This is a genomic window from Streptomyces sp. NPDC023723 (assembly GCF_040639815.1).
Taxonomy (GTDB): domain Bacteria; phylum Actinomycetota; class Actinomycetes; order Streptomycetales; family Streptomycetaceae; genus Streptomyces.
This window is the reverse complement of record NZ_JBFAAP010000035.1, coordinates 37,637-55,652: the sequence shown is the minus strand read 5'-3', so window position 1 is coordinate 55,652 and position 18,016 is coordinate 37,637. Positions and strand designations below refer to the sequence as shown.

15 protein-coding genes and 1 pseudogene are annotated in these 18,016 nt (G+C 73.2%); 9 read left to right on the top strand and 7 right to left on the bottom strand.

Annotated features, from left to right (window positions below):
• The first annotated feature begins 7 nt into the window (after positions 1 to 7).
• Entirely contained in the window at positions 8 to 3,097 is a 3,090-nt protein-coding gene (locus AB0G32_RS28665; RefSeq protein ID WP_361169378.1) for an AAA family ATPase, read from the top strand.
• Positions 3,098 to 3,124: 27 nt separating this feature from the next.
• Here AB0G32_RS28665 and AB0G32_RS28660 read toward each other — a convergent pair whose 3' ends face one another.
• From AB0G32_RS28660 to AB0G32_RS28640, 5 genes and pseudogenes are all read right to left on the bottom strand, one after another.
• Positions 3,125 to 3,607: a VTT domain-containing protein gene (locus AB0G32_RS28660; RefSeq protein ID WP_361169375.1), complete on the bottom strand. Its 483-nt coding sequence runs from the start codon at positions 3,605 to 3,607 to the stop codon at positions 3,125 to 3,127.
• Between the two features lie 171 nt (positions 3,608 to 3,778).
• Positions 3,779 to 3,844 (bottom strand): annotated as a pseudogene (locus tag AB0G32_RS28655) (hypothetical protein); the annotation flags it as partial.
• Between the two features lie 51 nt (positions 3,845 to 3,895).
• Positions 3,896 to 5,440, bottom strand: a complete 1,545-nt coding sequence (locus AB0G32_RS28650) for a long-chain fatty acid--CoA ligase (RefSeq protein ID WP_361169372.1) — start codon at positions 5,438 to 5,440, stop codon at positions 3,896 to 3,898.
• An 11-nt stretch (positions 5,441 to 5,451) separates the two neighbouring features.
• On the bottom strand, positions 5,452 to 6,339 hold the full coding sequence (locus AB0G32_RS28645) for an amidohydrolase family protein (protein ID WP_361169369.1): 888 nt from the start codon (positions 6,337 to 6,339) through the stop codon (positions 5,452 to 5,454).
• Between the two features lies 1 nt (position 6,340).
• Positions 6,341 to 6,685, bottom strand: a complete 345-nt coding sequence (locus AB0G32_RS28640; RefSeq protein WP_361169366.1) for a hypothetical protein — start codon at positions 6,683 to 6,685, stop codon at positions 6,341 to 6,343.
• 164 nt (positions 6,686 to 6,849) lie between these two features.
• Between AB0G32_RS28640 and AB0G32_RS28635 the strand changes: the two genes are divergently transcribed.
• A complete protein-coding gene (locus AB0G32_RS28635; RefSeq protein WP_361169364.1) occupies positions 6,850 to 7,305 on the top strand; it encodes a MarR family transcriptional regulator in 456 nt (151 codons plus the stop codon).
• On the opposite strand, the gene AB0G32_RS28630 is transcribed toward AB0G32_RS28635, so the two are convergent.
• Positions 7,294 to 7,923: a TetR/AcrR family transcriptional regulator gene (locus tag AB0G32_RS28630; protein ID WP_361169361.1), complete on the bottom strand. Its 630-nt coding sequence runs from the start codon at positions 7,921 to 7,923 to the stop codon at positions 7,294 to 7,296. The two genes, AB0G32_RS28635 and AB0G32_RS28630, sit on opposite strands and share 12 nt — an antisense overlap.
• A 136-nt stretch (positions 7,924 to 8,059) precedes the next feature.
• On the opposite strand from AB0G32_RS28630, the gene AB0G32_RS28625 reads away from it, so the two are divergent.
• The 7 genes from AB0G32_RS28625 to AB0G32_RS28595 all read left to right on the top strand — a co-directional run bounded on the left by AB0G32_RS28625 (position 8,060) and on the right by AB0G32_RS28595 (position 16,238).
• Positions 8,060 to 8,977, top strand: a complete 918-nt coding sequence (locus AB0G32_RS28625) for a chlorophyllase (RefSeq protein WP_361169358.1) — start codon at positions 8,060 to 8,062, stop codon at positions 8,975 to 8,977.
• 129 nt (positions 8,978 to 9,106) lie between these two features.
• A complete protein-coding gene (locus tag AB0G32_RS28620; RefSeq protein ID WP_361169355.1) occupies positions 9,107 to 9,751 on the top strand; it encodes a choice-of-anchor M domain-containing protein in 645 nt (214 codons plus the stop codon).
• A complete protein-coding gene (locus AB0G32_RS28615) occupies positions 9,748 to 11,433 on the top strand; it encodes a choice-of-anchor M domain-containing protein (protein WP_361169352.1) in 1,686 nt (561 codons plus the stop codon). Before AB0G32_RS28620 ends, AB0G32_RS28615 begins: the two co-directional genes overlap by 4 nt.
• Before the next feature lie 69 nt (positions 11,434 to 11,502).
• Complete coding sequence (locus AB0G32_RS28610; protein WP_361169349.1) at positions 11,503 to 13,029, top strand: anchored repeat ABC transporter, substrate-binding protein; 1,527 nt, start codon at positions 11,503 to 11,505, stop codon at positions 13,027 to 13,029.
• Positions 13,026 to 14,618 (top strand): TIGR03773 family transporter-associated surface protein, encoded by a 1,593-nt coding sequence (locus AB0G32_RS28605; RefSeq protein WP_361169346.1) that lies wholly within the window; start codon positions 13,026 to 13,028, stop codon positions 14,616 to 14,618. The genes AB0G32_RS28610 and AB0G32_RS28605 overlap by 4 nt, the downstream gene beginning before the upstream one ends.
• Positions 14,611 to 15,360, top strand: a complete 750-nt coding sequence (locus AB0G32_RS28600; RefSeq protein ID WP_361169343.1) for an anchored repeat-type ABC transporter ATP-binding subunit — start codon at positions 14,611 to 14,613, stop codon at positions 15,358 to 15,360. Before AB0G32_RS28605 ends, AB0G32_RS28600 begins: the two co-directional genes overlap by 8 nt.
• Positions 15,357 to 16,238, top strand: a complete 882-nt coding sequence (locus AB0G32_RS28595; RefSeq protein WP_361169341.1) for an anchored repeat-type ABC transporter permease subunit — start codon at positions 15,357 to 15,359, stop codon at positions 16,236 to 16,238. Before AB0G32_RS28600 ends, AB0G32_RS28595 begins: the two co-directional genes overlap by 4 nt.
• 62 nt (positions 16,239 to 16,300) lie before the next feature.
• Here the strand turns inward: AB0G32_RS28595 and AB0G32_RS28590 are convergent, their stop codons facing one another.
• Positions 16,301 to 17,764 (bottom strand): DUF4041 domain-containing protein, encoded by a 1,464-nt coding sequence (locus AB0G32_RS28590; RefSeq protein ID WP_361169338.1) that lies wholly within the window; start codon positions 17,762 to 17,764, stop codon positions 16,301 to 16,303.
• Positions 17,765 to 18,016 lie beyond the last annotated feature (252 nt).

Below are 18,016 nucleotides of genomic sequence, written 5' to 3'. Positions count from 1 at the left end.
GGCCGGGGTGCCGTGCGCGGACCGCCGTAGGTCCCTTGCCGCGGACGGGCCCGGTTTCCGGACAAGGTGTCGGCAAAACGCTCCGGCCCTTCCGGCCGGCCGCCTCGCGGGGGCACTCTGGGCAGGTGGCGAACGGCTGCTGGGGAGCGGCCGCATCGCCTACGGGGGCGTCGTGAGCGGGACGGGCAACGAAGCGATCAGCAGGACCGCGGAGACCAGGGGGGCGACGAGCGCCACGGGATCGCATGTCCACGGGACGTACTGTCTCGTGCGGCCCGGCGCGTCCGGTGGCGGGCCGCACGGGCTCGCCGGCCGGGATGCCGAACGGGACCCGGCGGCGCATCGGGTGGACGCGTTGGTGGACGCCCTGCCCGAGCGGGGCGGTGCCCTGCTGCTGAGCGGCGAACCGGGCATCGGCAAGAGCGCGCTGCTGCGGCACACGGCGGCCCGCTGCGAGGGCGCCGCCCGGGTTCTGTGGGCGCGCGGCGCGCGGGCGGAGGCGGTGCTGCCGTACGCGGTGCTGGCCGAGGTGCTGCTGCCGCTGCGCCGTCACTTCGCCGGGCTGCCACCGGTCCAGCGCCACGCCGTCGAGGGCTCGCTCGCGCTCACCGAGCCGGCCGGGCCGCACCCGTACGCCGTGTGCGCGGGCGCGCTCGGTGTGCTGGCCGCCGCCGGGGCGCAGCGCCCGCTGCTGGTCCTCGTCGACGATCTGCACTGGGCCGATCCGGCCTCCCGGCAGGTGCTCCAGTTCGTGGCCCGGCGGCTGGCCGCGCTCCGGGTCGCCCTGGTCCTGGCCACCCCGAGCGGTACGGACCAGGACGGCCTCCGGGAGAGTGTGCCGCACACGGTACTGGGACCGCTCACGGACGACGGCTGCTGGGCGGTGCTGGGCCGCCACGGCCTCGACCGGGCGGACCCGGCGGCGGACCGGATCGTACGGCTGGCGGGCGGCAACCCGCTGGTGCTGGTGGAGTACGCGACGGCACTGGTCCGGGTCCGGGCGGGCGGCGCCGAGCCCCGGGACGACTTCTGGGAGACGCCCGGCCCGCTCGTGGCGCGCGCCTGGCAGGGGCGGCTGCGCGCCCTGCCGCCGCGCAGCCTGGAGGCCCTGGTGTACGTCGCCGCCGGCCGGACCCCGCGCTGGTCCTCGCTGCGCCGCGCGCTGGCGGCCGGCGGGCTCACCACCGCCGACCTGGACGCGGCCGAGGCGGCCGGACTGGTGCGTGTCCGGGACGGCGGGTGCGAGCTGCGGCATCCGGTGCTGCGGCCGGTGGTACTGGGGCAGTGCGCCACGGTACGGCGGCTGGCGGTGTACCGGCGGCTGGCCGCCGTGAGCTCCGGCGAACTGCGCACCTGGTACCTGGCCGCCGCCGCCCCCGGCCCGGACGAGTCCGTGGCCGTCCGCCTGGTGGCCGACGCCCGGCGGGCCCGGCAGGACGGCGCGCCGGCCGCCGCCGCCCGCGCCTGGCACCGGGCCGCCGAGCTGTCGGCGGACCCCGAGGACACGGCCCACCGGCTGTTCGAGGCCGCGCGCGACGCCTTCGCGGGCGGTACGGCACGGGACGCGGCGCGCTGGTGCGAGCAGGCCCTCGCGACCACCCGGGACCCGCTGCTGACGGCGGACGTCGAACTGCTGCGCGGCCGGACCCGTACCTGCCTCGGCGACCCGGCCCGGGCGCACCAGTCGCTGGCGGACGCCGCCCGGGCGGTGGCACGGGCGGATCGCACCCGGGCCGGGCGGTTGTACGGGGCGGCCGCGGTGGCGGCGGCGATGGACGGGCGGATCCGCGACGTGTGCGAGCTCGCGGCCCGCTGCGTGGAGCTGGCGGGGGACAGCACGCGACACCCGGACCGCCCCGCCCGGGAAATGGGTCCGGTCCGCACCCACGCCACCGTCGCCCAGGCCCGCGCGCACCTCCTGGGCGGTGACGTGCGCGCGGGCCGGGCGGCGTTGCTCGCCCTGCTGGAACGGGCCGCCGGCCCGGCCGGACCGGACCTCGCCGACCGGCAGGCGGCCACGGAGCTCGGGCAGGGCCTGGCCTGGACCGGCGACGGGGCCCTCGCCCGCGGAGTGCTGGACCCGGTGATCGAGGGACTGCGCCGGGACGGCTCCCCGGCCCTGCTGCCGTACGCCCTGCTGGCGCGCTGCGAGGCGGAGATCTGGTCGCGCTGGCCGGCGGCCCGGGCGGACGCGGCCGAGGCGCTGCGCCGGGCGCGGGAGTCCGGGCAGCTGGCGCTGACCGGGTACGCGCTGCTGCACCTCGCGCGGCTGGCCGCGCTGCGCGGCGACGGCCCGGACTGCCGGCAGCGGGTGGCCGGGTACGAGCACGGGTGCGGCGGCCGGCTGCGCGGCCTGACACTGCTCGCGCGGGGCGCGCTCGGCACCTGCGCCCTCGCCGCCGGCGACCCGGACACGGCACGTGCGCAGCTGGACCCGGCGTTCGCCCTGGCGCACGAGTCGGGCCTGGTCAACCCGGTCCTCATGCCCTGGGTGGCGGATCTCGCGGAGGCACGGCTGCGGACCGGGGACCGGGCGGGCGCGGTCGGCGTCGCGGACTGGCTGCGGGAGCGGGCGCGGGCGACCGGGCTGGCCTGGCCGGCCGCGGCGCACGCCCGCTGCCGGGTGCTGCTGGCCCGGTCCGCCGAGGAGGCCGGGGACTGGCTGGCCGTGGCGGAAGGCGTCCACAGCGGTCGGGAACCGGGCTACGAGCGGGCCCGGACTCTGCTCGCCGCCGGTGAGGTGCTGCGTCGCTTCCGGCGGCCGTCGGCGGCCCGGGAACCGCTGCTGCTCGCCGAGCGGACGTTCACCGCGCTGGGTGCGGCGCCGTGGGCGCTGCGGGCCCGGGGCGAGGCCGCCGCGACCGGTCACCGCGCCGTCCACGGCGACGCGCCGCTGCCGCTCACCCGCCTCACTCCCCAGGAGCTTCAGGTGGCCCGGGCGATCGGTGAGGGCCTCAGCAACGGGGAGGCCGCCGCGTCCCTGTTCCTGTCCCGCAAGACCATCGAGTCGCACCTGACCCGCGTCTACCGCAAGCTCGGCGTCCGCTCCCGCTCGGACCTGGCCCGGTGCCTGGCCCGGGCGGGGGTGACGGGATGACGACCGCCACGGGAGAACGGGGCGCCGTCAGTGCTCCTCGGCCACCGTGTCACGGAGTTCCGGCGAGCCCTTCCGCCGCCGGTACACCACCGCCCCGCACACCGCGAGCAGGACGACGGCGACGGCGGCCACCCCGAACGCCGTCTGCTCGGCGAACAGCCGCTCCAGCAGTTCGAGGACCCCGAGCCCGGCGGTCGCGTAGATGAGCGCCCAGGCCGCTCCGCCCACGAACAGCGCGGGCAGATAGCGCGGCAAGGGCATCCGCATGCTCCCGGCCAGGAAGTTGGCCACGGTCTGGAAACCGACGGTCAGGAAGGAGACGGCCACCACCGGCGCGCCCCAGCGCTGGATGGCCCGTTCGACGCGCCGGAACCGGTCCGGTGAGTACCGCCCGGCGAACCTGCTGCGCCGGGCACCGGCGCCGGCCAGCCGGCCCACGGCGTAGGTCCCGCCGGCCCGCAGCAGCACGATGGCGTAGAGGCCGGCGGCCGTGAGCGCGACCTCATCCATGACGCCACGCCCTCGGCTCCGCCGGGCCCTGGACGGGCACGAGCCTGGTCTCCATGTCTCACCTGCGGTCCACTGCTGCCCCGGTTGCGGCCCCCGGCGCTCATTGTCGCATCCGGTCCTACGAAGCAGCGCCGGGGGAAGCGGGACCGGCCACGCGGAGCGCGTTGGGGGCGAGACCTGGATGCCGCCGGTCCAGCCGAGGCGTTCGTCGCGCTGCGGGCAGTCGGGGGGACACCCCGTTCTCGTGCCGGCGGTTGATCACGTCGTCGCCGCCGGACGTCATGGGGTTCACGGGTGGGCGGACGTGGCGGGGCCCGGCGGGCAGGTGTCACGTACCGCGGGCTTGACGATCTTCCCGGAGGCGGTGCGGGGGAGGTCGGCGACGAAGACGACGCTCTTCGGGATCTTGTACTTGGCCAGCCGGCCGCGCAGATGCGCGAGTAGCTGCCGACCGTCGACGCGGGCGTCGGGGTGCAGCACGACGGCCGCGTGGCCGGTCTCCCCCCACTCGGCGTCCGGTACGCCGACGACCGCGCATTCGCGGACCGCGGGATGACTCAGCAACGCGTCCTCCACCTCGGCCGGATAGACGTTCTCCCCGCCGGAGACGAACATGTCCTTGACGCGGTCGACGATGTACGCGAATCCGTCGTCGTCCGTCCGCGCGACGTCGCCCGTGCGCAGCCAGCCGTCGTCGGTGAAGGCGGCCTCGGTGTCCCCGGGCCGGTGCCAGTAGCCGCGCATGACGTTCGGACCCCGCACGAGGATCTCGCCGCGCTCCCCGGGGCCGGCGGCGCGTCCGTCGGGCAGACACACCCGGGTGTCGGTGAAGAAGTGCGGCACCCCGGCGGACCCGGCCTTCGCCGCCGCCTGCGTCCGGTCCAGGAAGAGCACACCGGGGGACGCCTCGGTCAGGCCGTAGCCCTGGCTGAAGGCCAGGCCGCGGGCGAGGTAGGTGTCGATGGTGCGCGTCGGCACGGGTGCGCCCCCGCAGATCAGGGAGCGCAGGCTGGACAGGTCGGCCGACGGCCACCGCGGCTGAGCTGCCATCGCGTCGTACATGGTGGGGACGCCGAACATGTAGGTGACGCGGTGGCGTTCGACGGCCTCCAGTACCCGCCCGGCATCGAAGGTCTCCATCAGGATCACCCGGCCGCCCTTGAGGAGGGTGGGCAGGCAGGTCATGTCGAGTCCGGCGGTGTGGAACAGGGGGGCGACTACCAGTGTCACCTCGTCGGCGGCCAGGTCGGTGTCGACGAGGACGTTGACGCTGTTCCAGGTGAGGTTGGCGTGGGTGAGTACGGCGCCCTTGGGACGTCCGGTGGTCCCCGAGGTGTACATGATGACGCAGGGGTCGTCGGGGGCGACGGGTTCGTCCAGGGGTTCGGACGTGGCGCCGGTGACCAGCATTTCGTAGCCGAGGGCGCCGGCGGCGGCCGTACCGAGGGTGATCCGGTGCCGGACGGGCCCGTCCGCGAGGGCCGCCGCGGCAGTCCTGGCGTGGCCGGTGTCGTGGATCAGTACGGTGCTGCCCGAGTCGGCGAGCTGGTAGGCCAGTTCCGGTGTGGCCAGCCGGGTGTTGAGCGGCACGAAGACGGCGCCGAGCACACCGGCCGCGAACAGGGTCTCCAGGAACGCCGGGTGGTTGGGGCCGAGGTAGGCGACCCGGTCGCCGCGCGCCACTCCGCGCGAGCGCAGCGCGTGGGCCAGCCGCAGCACCCGTTCGTGCAGGTCCGCGTAGGTGAGCTGGGTGTCGTGGTGGATGACGGCGGTTCGTCCGGGTGTCCTGCGGGCCCGGCGGGCGGGCCAGGAGCCGATGCCCTCGTTGCGCACGGCGTTCCCCCTCAGTCCCTGGTCAGGCCGAGCAGCCGGGCGGCATTGTCCTTGAGGATCTTCGGCCGCACCTCGGGTTTGAGGTCGAGCTTCTCGAAGTCGGCCAGCCACCGGTCGGGGGTGATGACCGGGTAGTCGGAGCCGAAGAGCACCTTGTCCTTCAGCAGCGAGTTGGCGTAGCGCACCAGTTGGGGCGGGAAGTACTTCGGCGACCAGCCCGACAGGTCGATGTACACGTGCGGCTTGTGGGTGGCGACCGCGAGCGCCTCGTCCTGCCAGGGGAAGGAGGGGTGGGCCAGGATGACACGCAGCTGGGGGAAGTCCACGGCCACGTCGTCGACGAGCATGGGGTTGGAGTGCTTCAGCCGGATGCCGCCGCCCCCGGGCACACCGGCGCCGATGCCGGTCTGCCCGGTGTGGAACAGCGCGGGCACGCCGAGTTCCTCGATCACCGCGTAGAGCGGGTACGCCATCCGGTCGTCGGGCGAGAACCCCTGGAGGCTGGGGTGGAACTTGAACCCGCGCACCCCGTACTCCTCCACCAGCCGCCGTGCTTCCCTCACGCCCGCCCGGCCCTTGTGCGGGTCGACGCTCGCGAACGGGACGAGGACGTCGGCGTGTTCGGCGCAGTTCTCGGCGACTTCCTCGTTGGCGATGCGGGGGTGACCGGTGGCGTGCTCGGCGTCCACGGTGAACACCACGGCCGCCATCCGGCGTTCCCGGTAGTACGCGGCCATCTCGTCGATGGCCGGCTGCCGGTGGCCGTACGCCTTGAAGTACTCCTCGGAAGCACCGAACAGTTCCGGACCGAGCGCGCCGTGGCCGCTGCGGGAGATCTCGGCGTGGGTGTGCACGTCGATGGCGGTCAGCGCGGTGACATCGATCGCCTGGTCGCTCATCTCAGACCTCCGGGGCCTCGGGGCGGGGCTGCCGTACGTCTCTGGCCCGGCGCCGGCGCCGGTCGTGCCACCGCTCGGCGATCATGTCCGCGCGCCCGGTGCTGTCCTTGGCACGGTCGGAGGCGAGGAAGGTGATGAGGCCCGCCGCGTCCTCGACGGTGCCGAGGTTCCCGTCCTCGCGCAGCCGGTCGGGCAGCGGTGCGCCGGTGTGCTCGGCCTCCTCGATGACCGGGGTGAGCGCCGGAACGGTGCTGGTCACCTCGGCGGCGGCGAGCGCCCGGGCGTACGCCAGTCCCAGTCCGCGGCCGCTTCCGGTGACGACGGCGGCTCTGCCGTGCGGTTCCATGACTGCGCCTCTTCCCGTGAGCAGCGGTTCCGACAGGGCTGCCACCCGCCGCAAACAACAGGATTCCTGTCGATTGGCTCAGTGTTCTGGTTCAACAGGATTCCTGTCAATGACTTAGGGTGGGCCGCTGTGACAGGCGGAACGGCTGCCAGCGGAGGCACGGCATGACGGAGACGGCACCGCCCGCGGCGGCACCCGGGGTGACGGCGGGACCTTCCCTGCTCTACCTGCTCAAGCGGGCGGAACTCGTCGTGCGGGCCAGGCTGGAGGAACTCCTCAAGCCCGCCGGGGTCACCGCGCTCCAGTACACCGCGCTGACCGTGCTGGAGCGGCACGACGGGGTGTCCGCCGCCCAGTTGGCCCGGGACTCCTTCGTCACCGCGCAGTCGATGGCCGACATGGTCCGCGCACTGGAGAGCCGCGGCCTCGTCCGGCGCGAGCCGCACCCGGACAACCGGCGGGAGAAGGTCATCCGCCTCGCCGCCCCCGGCCGCCGGCTGCTGGCCGACTACGCCGAGCCGGCCCGGCGACTGGAGGACCGTATGGTCCAGGAGCTGGAACCCGCCGACGTCGACCGCTTCCGGGACGCCCTGAAGAGCGCGCACCGGTCACTGTCCTGAGGGCCCCGCCCCGAGAGCGGTGCCACCCGCTTCCTGGGCCCGCGCGAGGCCGGCCAGCAGTACGTCGATCATGTGGCGGGCCCGGTAGTCGGGGAAGGTGCCGACCCCGATGCACAGGTTGCCGACGGCGAGCATGAGGTCGTAGGCGCGTACGTCCGCGCGGGTGTGGCCGGCGGCCGCCGACGCCGTGAGCAACTGTTCCAGCACCGGCAGCAGACGCTCGACGAACTCGCTGTGCAGGCTCTCGAACCCGGACTGGTCCGAGCGCATCGCCTCGGCCAGGCCGTGCTTGGTCACCAGGAAGTCCGCGAACTGGTGCACCCACAGCCGCAAAGCCTCGTACGGCGTACCGGCGGCGGGAGGGGTGTGCGCGGCGGCGGCGAGCGCGCCGAGCTGGTGCCGGAAGACCGCGACCACCAGGTCCGCCCGGGTGGGGAAGTGGCGGTAGATGGTGCCCATACCCAGGCCGGACTCGGCGGCGATCTCCCGCACCGGGGCATCCACCCCCGTGCGGACGAAGACGGCCGCGGCGGCGTCCAGGAGCACCTGCTCGTTGCGGCGGACATCGGATCGCTTGCGTCGGCCGGTGGAGGACGACGACGTTTCGTCCGTGGACATCGAGGACACCCCTGGTTGCGAAGCGGAGCGGCGCTCCGTATTGTGGGACCCATCCGGAGCGGCGCTCCGCATTGCCATTATGGCAGCTCATCGCGCCTTACGGTCTCCGACGCCTGCCCAGAAGGGTCTTCTCCTCATGCACGGCACCACCACGGACACCCCCGCCACCCCGACCGTCACCGTCAGGCCGGTCGCGCTCCCCGCCCCCGGCCGGGGCCAGGACCTGCACGTACGGGTCACGGCGCCTACGACCGGACGCGACCTGCCCGTCGTCCTCTTCTCGCACGGCGCGACGCTGACCATGGACGACTACGCGCCACTGGCCGGCTTCTGGGCCGCGCACGGGTTCGTCGTCGTGCAGCCGACCCACCTCGACTCGCTGGGCCTGCCGCCCGACGACCCGCGCACCGCGCTCATCTGGCGGATCAGGACCGACGACCTGACCGCCGCCCTGGACCACCTCGGCACCATCGAGGCCCAGGTGCAGGGGCTGACCGGTCGCGGCGACCACGACCGTGTCGCGGTCGCCGGGCACTCGTGGGGCGCGCAGACCGCCAGCACACTGGTGGGCGCCCGGGTCCTGGGCCCCGACGGCACGCCCGGTGCGAGCATGGCCGATCCCCGCGTCGGGGCGGCCGTGCTGCTCTGCCTGCCGGGAACCGGCGGCACCGACCTGAGCCCGCTCGCCACCCAGTACTTCCCGTTCATGAGCCCGGACTTCGCCGAACTCAAGACACCGAGCCTGGTGGTCGCCGGCGACCGGGACCAGTCGCCGCTGACGGTGCGCGGCCCGGACTGGTTCACCGACGGTTACCGCCTGAGCCCGGGCGCCACCGACCTGCTGACCCTCTTCGGCGCGGAACACGGCCTCGGCGGCATCCAGGGCGCCCACGACACCCGCACCACCGACGAGAGCCCCGAGCGGGTCGCCCTCGTCCAGCGCGCCACCGTGGCGTACCTGCGGACCGCGATGGGCGTCGACGACGCCTGGCCCACCGCCCGCCACGCCCTGACCACGGCCGCCGAACCACTGGGAAGGGTGGACTCGAAATGACCTGACACCCAGTCAGCCAGTCACATCCCTTCGATGCCTGCACGCCGGCCATTGCGAAAGCTTGATGAAAACGATTATCGTCTCTGAATGTGTCCGAGGGGGCATGAACATGACCTAGGGGGTTCTCCCTTGCGTACCCACAGACGTCTGCTCACCGTCACCGGCCTCGCCGCCGCCGCGATCGCCACCGCCGGTCTGAACACCTCCGCCTTCGCCGCCACCACTCTGACCAGCGGCCACGTCGATGTCCTCGACGCCGAGTGGGACGGCGCCGACCTGCACCTCCACGTCCACGACGAGGAGACCGACACCGAGTACGAGCCGGCGGACGTCACACTGTCCGTGCCGGCCGCCGCCAAGGTCACCAACCCCGGTTACGGCTTCCTGGGCGCCGGCGGCCAGATATGGCTGCTGCCCGACACCGAAGCGGAGGCGGACGCCGCCGGCGTCCTGTTCGCCGGCGTCTCCACCGAGCACCTCACCACCGGCGTCTTCACCGGCGACACCGTCGGCTACCGGCTCCTGACCGCCACCCGCGACGGTGCCGCGACCGACGACTTCAGCATCTACACCGGGAACGGCGTCCGCTGGTACGACAGCGACACCGCCACCACCTCCTACAAGTCCCGCACCTTCCCCGTCGGCGCGCACAACCACGCCAACTGGGCCTTCGAGGAGGCCGGCACCTACCGGCTCACCTTCCAGGTGCAGGGCACGGCCGGCGGTGTGACCGAGTCCGCCACCGAGACGTACACGGTGGTCGTCAGCCCGTGACCCCGGCCCTGGCGCGCAACGGACGCGCTCTCACCGGCGCGGTGCTGACCGTGGCGACCGCGGTGCTCCTGGGCGCGGCAGGGCTGGTCGCCGGCGGCAGCGGGGACGCCCGCGCCGCCGGCGGTGCCGTCGTCCTCGACGAAGGCGAACTCGACCTCACACCCCGTCCCGTCGACGGCGCGCTCCAGTTGCTGATCGACGACCGCAGCGGCGGTACGCCGGTGGTGCGGGAGCCGTCCCAGGTGGTGCTGCACGCGGTGCCGTCCACCTTGCAGTACACCGTCGATCCGCTGGCCACCGCACTGGGCACCACCACTCTGGACAGCTGGCAGCTCAACGGCTGGGAGGCCGCGAACATCTTCGCGCCGGAACCCGGCTGGAACGGCGCCGAGGCGGGCGGTGACACCGACATCACACTGTCCGGCTTCGAGGGACCCGGCGATTTCGGCATGGCCACCTACACGCCGGAGATGGACGACGTGAACGCTCCGGCGGTCCCGTACCTCGGCACCGCCGCCTCCGTCCCGCGCTCCTTCACCCTCCCCGGCGGCACCGAACGGCTGCTGCCCACCTGGCAGTTCACCGCAGAGGGCGTCTACCGGCTGACCTTCACGGTGCGCGGCGGCGGCACGGCCGACACCGAGACGCTGACCGTGGTCGTCGGTGACGACGTCGCCCCGGAGGACGTCCTGCCGGGCGACGGCTCCACGCCGGCACCCACCACTCCCCCGCCGGACACCGGCCCGCCGTCCCCGGCACCCGCCGCGCACGTCATCGACAACGGGCACCTGGACCTGGCCGCCCGGCCGGTCGACGGCGCCCTGCGGTTCCAGGTGAAGGAGGGCAGTACGCAGTCGTACGAGTGGCACGAGCCGGACGCGGTCGTACTGCACGTGAAGCCGGGGGCCCGGCGGAAGATCACCGCGGGGTACGAGTTCCTCGGGGCGGTGGGCGACGCGGTGTGGTGGCTGCCCATCCAGCAGGTCGACGGTCTGGTCTGGCCCGGGTTCAGCACGGACCAGTTCACGAGCTCCGAGATCGACGGACGGGTCACCTTCTCGCTCGACGCCGTACGCGGACCGGGCTCGGTGAGTGTCTTCACGGAAGGCTCGGTCGGCTCGGTGATCACCCACGCTCACAGCGGTGACGGGCTGCCGGACCGTTTCGACCTGTCGGTGCCCACCCACCGGCACACCGTGTGGGCCTTCGCCGCGGAAGGCGTCTACCGCACCACCTTCACCCTGAGCGCCACCCTCGCCGACGGTACGGAGGTGTCCGACACGGGGACCCTGGCGTGGGTGGTGGGCGACGGCACCGATCCGTCGGCCGTCGCGCCCGGTGCGGGCGACGAGCCCACGGCGACACCGACCACCACACCCGGTACGACACCCACCGCGACCTCGTCGGGCACCGCCTCCGCGGCACCGGGCGGTTCGCCCGCTCCGTCGTCCGTCGCGTCCGCCTCGTCGGACGCGGCGGGCGCTGCGGACGGGACCGGATCGGGGACCGGCGCGGTATCGACGTCATCGGGCACGGCCGGCGGCTCGTCCTCCGGGAACGCCGGCGCGCTCGCCACCACCGGCGCACGGGTCACGGTGGTCGCCGGTATCGCGGTCGCCGCCCTCGTGCTGGGCGGCGGAACGGTGTTCCTCGTGCGCCGCCGCCGGCGTACAACCCCATGACAGCGCCGAGTTCAGCCGGGTCAGCCACATCAGTCAGACCAGCCAAATCCCCAGTGAAGGAGGAGCCCCATGCGGGGGCACCCGAGAGGTCTCACCGCCGCGTTACTCGTGACGGCCGCCCTGCTCAGCGGCTGCGGCGGGCTCGAAGAAAGCCGGTCCGACGCGGAGTTGAACGTCTCCACCACCACCGCCGTCGTGGCCGACCTGGTCCGCCGGGTCGGCGGTGACCGGGTCGACGTCACCTCGATCGTGCCGCGCGACGGCGACCCGCACTCCTACGAGCCGAGCCCCGGGGACGCCACCGGGGTCACCCGGGCCGACATCGTCTTCGGCAACGGCCTGCTGCTCGAGGAGCCGGGGATCATGAAGATGGTCCACAGCAACGCCGGTGAGTCCGTCCCGAAGATCGAACTGGGTGAACGGCTCGAAGAGTACGGCGGCACCGTGCTCGAACTGGAGGAGGACCTCGGCCTGGACGTCCTCTGGCTCGGCTGGGCCGTGGAGGGCGAGGTCACCGGCGCCGGCTCCCAGGTCCGTACCACGGCCACGAAGCTGGAGGGCCCCGGTGAGCTGCGGGTCTACCTCACCGACACGCTCGGCAGACCCCAGGTGTACGTCGACTCCTCCGACGGCTTCGGCGAGAGCGACTCCTTCACCCTGCCGCCCGAGGCGCACACCCACGTCAACTGGGCCTTCAGCGCGCCCGGTACCTACCGGCTCACCGTCGAGGGACAGACCGAGACCCTGGACGGACAGCGCACGAAGATCGGCAGCGGCACCTTCACCTTCACCGTCGGCGACGCTGCCGAGGCGCCCGCCGGGGCCGAGGTGCTCGACGGCGGGCACGCCGACGTCGCGCTCGACGCGGAGACCGGGAAGGTGTACGTCCGCGCCGGCGACGAGAGCGGCGAGACCCGGCGGATCGCCGCCGGGGACGTCGTACTCGACGTCCCCGACCGGGCCAGGGAGACGGTGCCCGAGGAGAAGCCGTACGCCTTCCTCGGCGCGCCCGGCGACGAGCTGTGGGTGCTGCCGCAGGCGGTGATCGGCAAGCATGTGCACGGTGACCTCGACCCGCACACCTGGGAGGACGTCGCCAACGCCGAGGCGTACGTCCGCCGGATCGAGGCCGAGCTGACCGAGGCCGATCCGCGGGGCCGGGCGGTCTACCAGAAGAACGCCGCCGCGTACCTCAGGACGCTCGGCGCCCTGGACCAGGAGGTCGCCAGGACGCTCGCGACAGTGCCCGAGGAGAACCGCGAACTCGTCACCACGCACGACGCCTTCGGCTACCTCGCCAAGGCGTACGGCATGAAGGTGGTGGGCTTCGTCGTGCCGGTACCGAACCAGGAGCCCAGCGCCGCCGAAGTGGAGCAGCTCGGCGACACCATCCGGGACAAGCGGGTGCCCGCCGTCTTCCTGGAGCCGAACCTGGCGGCCCGCGCCGACGTGCTGCGCCGGGTCGCCGAGGACGAGCGGGTCGCCATCTGCACCCTCTACGGCGACTCGTTCGACGACAGGATCCACGACTACGTATCGATGATGCGGCACAACGCACGGGAACTCGCGAAGTGCCTGGGGGGAACGACCCGATGAACAGCACGAAATGTGCCAACGGTACGAACAGCACTGCCAGCACTGTCAGCAACGACAGCACACGCAGAAACCGGCGGATCGCCGTGGCCGTGGTCCTCGCCGCGGCCGTGGCGCAGGGCGGATCCGCCGTCGCGGACGACGGGCCGGACGCCGATACGGAACTGGGCCGGATCGCCTACACCGACGGAACCCTCACCCTGGACCCGGCGGACACCGCGCACCTGCTGCGCGTCGGCCGGGCGGGGACGCGGGACGACTCGGCGCCCGGCTGGGACACCACCGGCGTCCCCGGGTCGGCGGTCGCCGGGGACACCGTGCGGTGGTCCCTCGCCGGGGTGGACGGCCCGGGCCAGCTGAAGGTGTACGGCACGGAGGGTGACCAGCCGCTCTTCGACAGCGCGGACGGACAGCCGGACGTACGACGGCTCCCGGTCGGCGCACGGGCCGACACACGGTGGGAGTTCAGCGCGGACGGCACCTACCAGGTCATCTTCAACGCGGAGGCCACGGCGGCCGACGGGCGCGACCTGTCCGTGGGCACCGTGTACACCGTGGTGGTGGGAGACACGGCCGCGGCCGACGAGTCGTCCGCCGGGCAGGAGGTGCCCTTCCCCGAGACCCCGGCGTCATCGGGCGCCGTCGAGCAGCCCGGTGCCGCGATCGCGGACGAGTCGGAGGCCGGGTCCCGGGCGGCGAAGACCGCGACGGCCACCACGCTCACCGCCGCCGCCGACGACAACGGCGATGACAGTGCCGTCGTGTCGGAGAAGAAGGTGCTCGACGACGGGCACGTCGACTTCGCCGCGCGGGTGGTCGACGGCAAGCTCCAAATCCACCTCAAGGACGGCACGGTCGCGGGGCGGACCATCTGGCGCGAGCCGTCCTCGGTCGTCCTGCACGTCAAGCCCGCCGCGAGGAACACCGTCCCGGACAACGACGAGTTCACCTTCCTGGGCCAGGCCGGCGCCCCGGTCTGGCTGCTCGACCAGGTGCAGCAGGAGGGCCTGCTGTGGCCCGGCTGGTCGACCGACAACATCACCGCCGGTGCGACCGAGGGGAACGTGAGGTTCTCCCTCACCGCGGTCGACGGTCCCGGCGCCTACGCCCTGTACACCTACGACGCCATGTCCGGCGCCGACGTCCTCTTCGACAGCGGTGACGGAGTGCCGGACTCCTTCGATGTCGCCCCCAACACCCATGCCCACGGCGGCTGGGCGTTCACCGCGCAGGGCACCTACCGGCTGACGTTCAGGATGAGCGGAAAGCTCGCCGGCGGAAAGGCCGTGAGCGACACCGAGACGGTGACCTTCGTGGTCGGTGACACCGATCCCTCGACGGTGTCACCGGGCGGGGGCACGGACCAGGGCTCCGCCGGGTCCTCGAACGGCGACCCGGGGTCCTCGGACACGTCCGGTGCCGGCTCGACGAGCGGCTCGCAGGACGGCTCGGCGTCGGAGGGCGCCGGTGGCGCGATGGCCTCCACCGGTGCCGGTGGCGCCGTACTCACCGGCGGCAGCGCCGCCGCGCTCACCGCGGCGGGCGTCCTGTCCGTGCTGGCCGCCCGGCGTCGCGGGACCAGGCGTGGCTGACGGCACGGACCCGCTGCTGCGGATCACCGGCGCGACGGTCGCCCTGGGCGGACGCACGGTGCTGGAGCGGGCCGACCTGTCGGTGGGCGCCGGGGAACTGGTCGGTCTCATCGGCCCGAACGGCGCCGGGAAGACGACGCTGCTGCGGGCCGCCCTCGGCCTGGTCGCGCTGGCCTCCGGTGAGGTGACCGTGGCGAACCGGACCGGGCGCCGGGCCGGAGAGGGCGTCGGCTACGTGCCCCAACGCCACGAGTTCGCCTGGGACTTCCCCATCGACATCGCGGGCGCGGTCCTGACCGGCCGGACCCGGCGGATCGGCTGGCTGCGCCGGCCGGGCGCCGCCGACCGGGCGGCGGTCGACGAGGCGCTGGAGCTGACCGGACTCACCGCGCTGCGGCGCCGGCCCGTCGGTGAGCTCTCCGGCGGTCAGCGGCAACGGGTGCTGGTGGCCCGGGCGCTGGCCGCCGGCCCCCGGGTCCTGCTCCTGGACGAGCCGTTCACCGGAGTCGACGTCCCCACCCAGGAACTGCTCAACGAGTTGTTCGGCCGGCTGGCCGCGGAAGGCAGAGGGCTGCTGATGACCACCCATGACCTGGCGGCGGCCGCCCGCACCTGCGGCCGGGTGGTGCTGCTCAACCGCACGGTGGTCGCCGCGGGCGGCCCGGAACTGCTGGCCGACCCGGACCAGATGCTGCGGGCGTTCGGCCTGGACCGCGCGATCGGCACGGTGGCCGCACCGTGAACGCCCTCGTCGCTTTCCTCACCGATCCCTGGCAACTGCCTTTCATGCAACGGGCGTTCGCCGTGGCTGCGATCATCGGCGCGGTGTGCGGCGTGGTCGGGGTCTACGTCGTGCTGCGCGGCATGGCGTTCATCGGCGACGCCGTGGCGCACTCCGCGTTCCCGGGCGTGGCCCTCGCCTACGCCTTCCAGGGCAACCTGCTGCTCGGCGGCGCGGCGGCCGGCGTCACCACGGCCGTGCTGATCGCCTTCGTCTCGCAGAACCGGCGGCTCAAGGAGGACACCGTCATCGGTGTCTTCTTCGCCTTCGCCTTCGGGCTCGGCATCGTCCTGGTCTCCACCCGCGACAGCTGGACGACGGACCTCTCGTCCTTCCTGTTCGGCCAGGTACTGGCGGTCAGTGCCGCGGATGTGTGGACGGTGGCCGGCATCGGTGCCGTACTGGTCCTGGTCGTCCTGGCGATCGGCAAGGAACTCGTCGCCGTCAGCCTCGACCGCGAGACGGCGCGCAGCGCGGGGCTGCCGGTCTTCCGCCTCGACCTCACCCTGTACGTCCTCGTCACGTCGACGATCGTGATGTCCCTGGAAGCGGTCGGCAACATCCTCGTCCTCGCCCTGCTCATCACACCCGCCGCCACGGCCCGGATGCTCACCGAGCGGCTGTGGGCCATGACCCTGCTCGCCTCGGCCATCGGCTGCCTGGGCAGCACCGCCGGCCTCTACGTCTCCTACGCCTACGACCTCGCGGCCGGCGGCTCGGTGGTCGTGGTACTCACCGCACTGTTCGTCCTGACCTGGCTGCTGGCACCCCGCCACGGACTGCTGGCGAAGCCGCTCCGCCGCCCGGACACCGCACCACCGGTCGCGGACGGCGGCTGAGATCCGGTCCGTATCGCACATCGCACATCGTGTACCGCACGTCGCAGTCGGCGCGGGCACCCTCAACCGGGCATGAGTGCCCTGCTCGCGCGCCATTCCGGTGCCTCCGCGGTGTCGGTGAACTCCAACAGGTGCTGACCGGCGAAACGCTGCAATGCGGCACGCACTTCAGCGGGGGTGGTGTAGAAGAACTCGCGTCGTGCGTTGATGCGGTTGACGCGCCGGTCCTCGAACTCCTGATGCAGGCGCCGCTCCAGGCCCACCGCGTCCTCACTGAAGATCAGCGCGTGCACGTCGAAACGGAAGGGCACCGAGGCGTCGCCGAGTTCGATGACCCGGTCCATCGGGTCCAGCCGTCGCGTCAGCCCGATCTTGACCATGCGTTCGCCGAAGGCGCCGATGTTGGAGATGACGTACACATACCCGGCGCGAATGTTGGCCTCCCGGGCGTCCACCGCCCGCAGGTCGTCGTCGAGCTGCCGCAGCCTGCCCTCCAGCTCGGCGATGCCCGCCGGGTCACCGGTCCCGGCACGCAGCCGCCGCAGCGCGCTCTCGTAGTGCCCGCGCTCCTTCTCCAGACGCTGCCGCTCACGTTCGATCTCCCGCTGAAGGCGCTCTTCCTCACGCTGTCGGGCCCGCAGTTCCCGCTGTTCCTCCTTCTCCGCCTCCTTGCGGGCCAGATGGTCGGCGGTGAGTTCCAGTTCCTGGACGCGCAGACGGTGGTACTCGTCACTGATACGGATGTGCATCGTGGCCCCGAGCCGCGCGATCGTCTCGCGCGTCTTGCCGAGCCGGTCGATGAGTGAGGACAACCGGTGCGGCTTCATGCCGCGCACCGCGTTGTCCGCCTCGGCGTTGTAGGCGCGCAGCATCAGCTTGGAGAAGTCGCGCACCATCTTGCGGCCCTGCGTGAGCGAACCGTTCACGGTCCAGTCCTGCGCGGCCAGCACGGCGCCGTTGTCACGGACCAGTTGTTTGTACCGGGCCTTCAGCCGCTCCAACTGACCGGCATACGCCACCGCGTCGGCCAACGGGTGCCGGTACTCGTAGACACCGGCCTCCTGCAACATCCGTACCTCGTCGATGACCACCAGGTCCGCCTGCGCCGCGGCGACCTGCGCCCGGGCGTGCTCCGCCTGTTGGGCCAGCGCCTGCGCCTGGGCACGCACATCGACCAGCGCCTGCGCGGCCCGCTCCGCGGCGTGCTCCACCTTCGTGTCCAGCAGCCCGTCGATCCGCTGAAGTTCCGCCAGCTTCTCGGTATGGGACTGCCGCAGCCTCTCCTGCTCAGCGGCGATCGTCGCACTGTCGGCTCCGATCACCCTGCTCAGCTGAACCGTCAGCTGGTCGACCTGCGCCTGCAGCGCCCGCGCACGCTCCTCGCTGTGCGCGAGTTCCCCCGCCAATCGCTCGGCTTCCGCCTCGGCCTGCTTGCGCCGCCGCCCGAACAGGCCGGCAGGAGCCGCGCCCGTCGCCGTGCCGTGGGACGCCGGTGCGGCGGGCTGCACCGCCGGCTGCTCCGGCACCCACAACTGCCACCCCGGAGGCACGGGCCAGGACGGGTCAGGCTGCCAGCCGGGCGGCGGCACCCACCCCGGGGCGGGAGTCGGCCAGCCTGGCGGAGGATTGAAGCGGTACGTCATGCGGATCTGCTCCCCGAGGGCCGCGGCACCCGGGGGAAACGCCCTGTCACGGCGGGCCTCCCGAGGCCAGTGCTACACGTGCGGGGAGTACGACTGCCATACGGTCGGCATGGTTGTATGAACTGACGGCGTTCA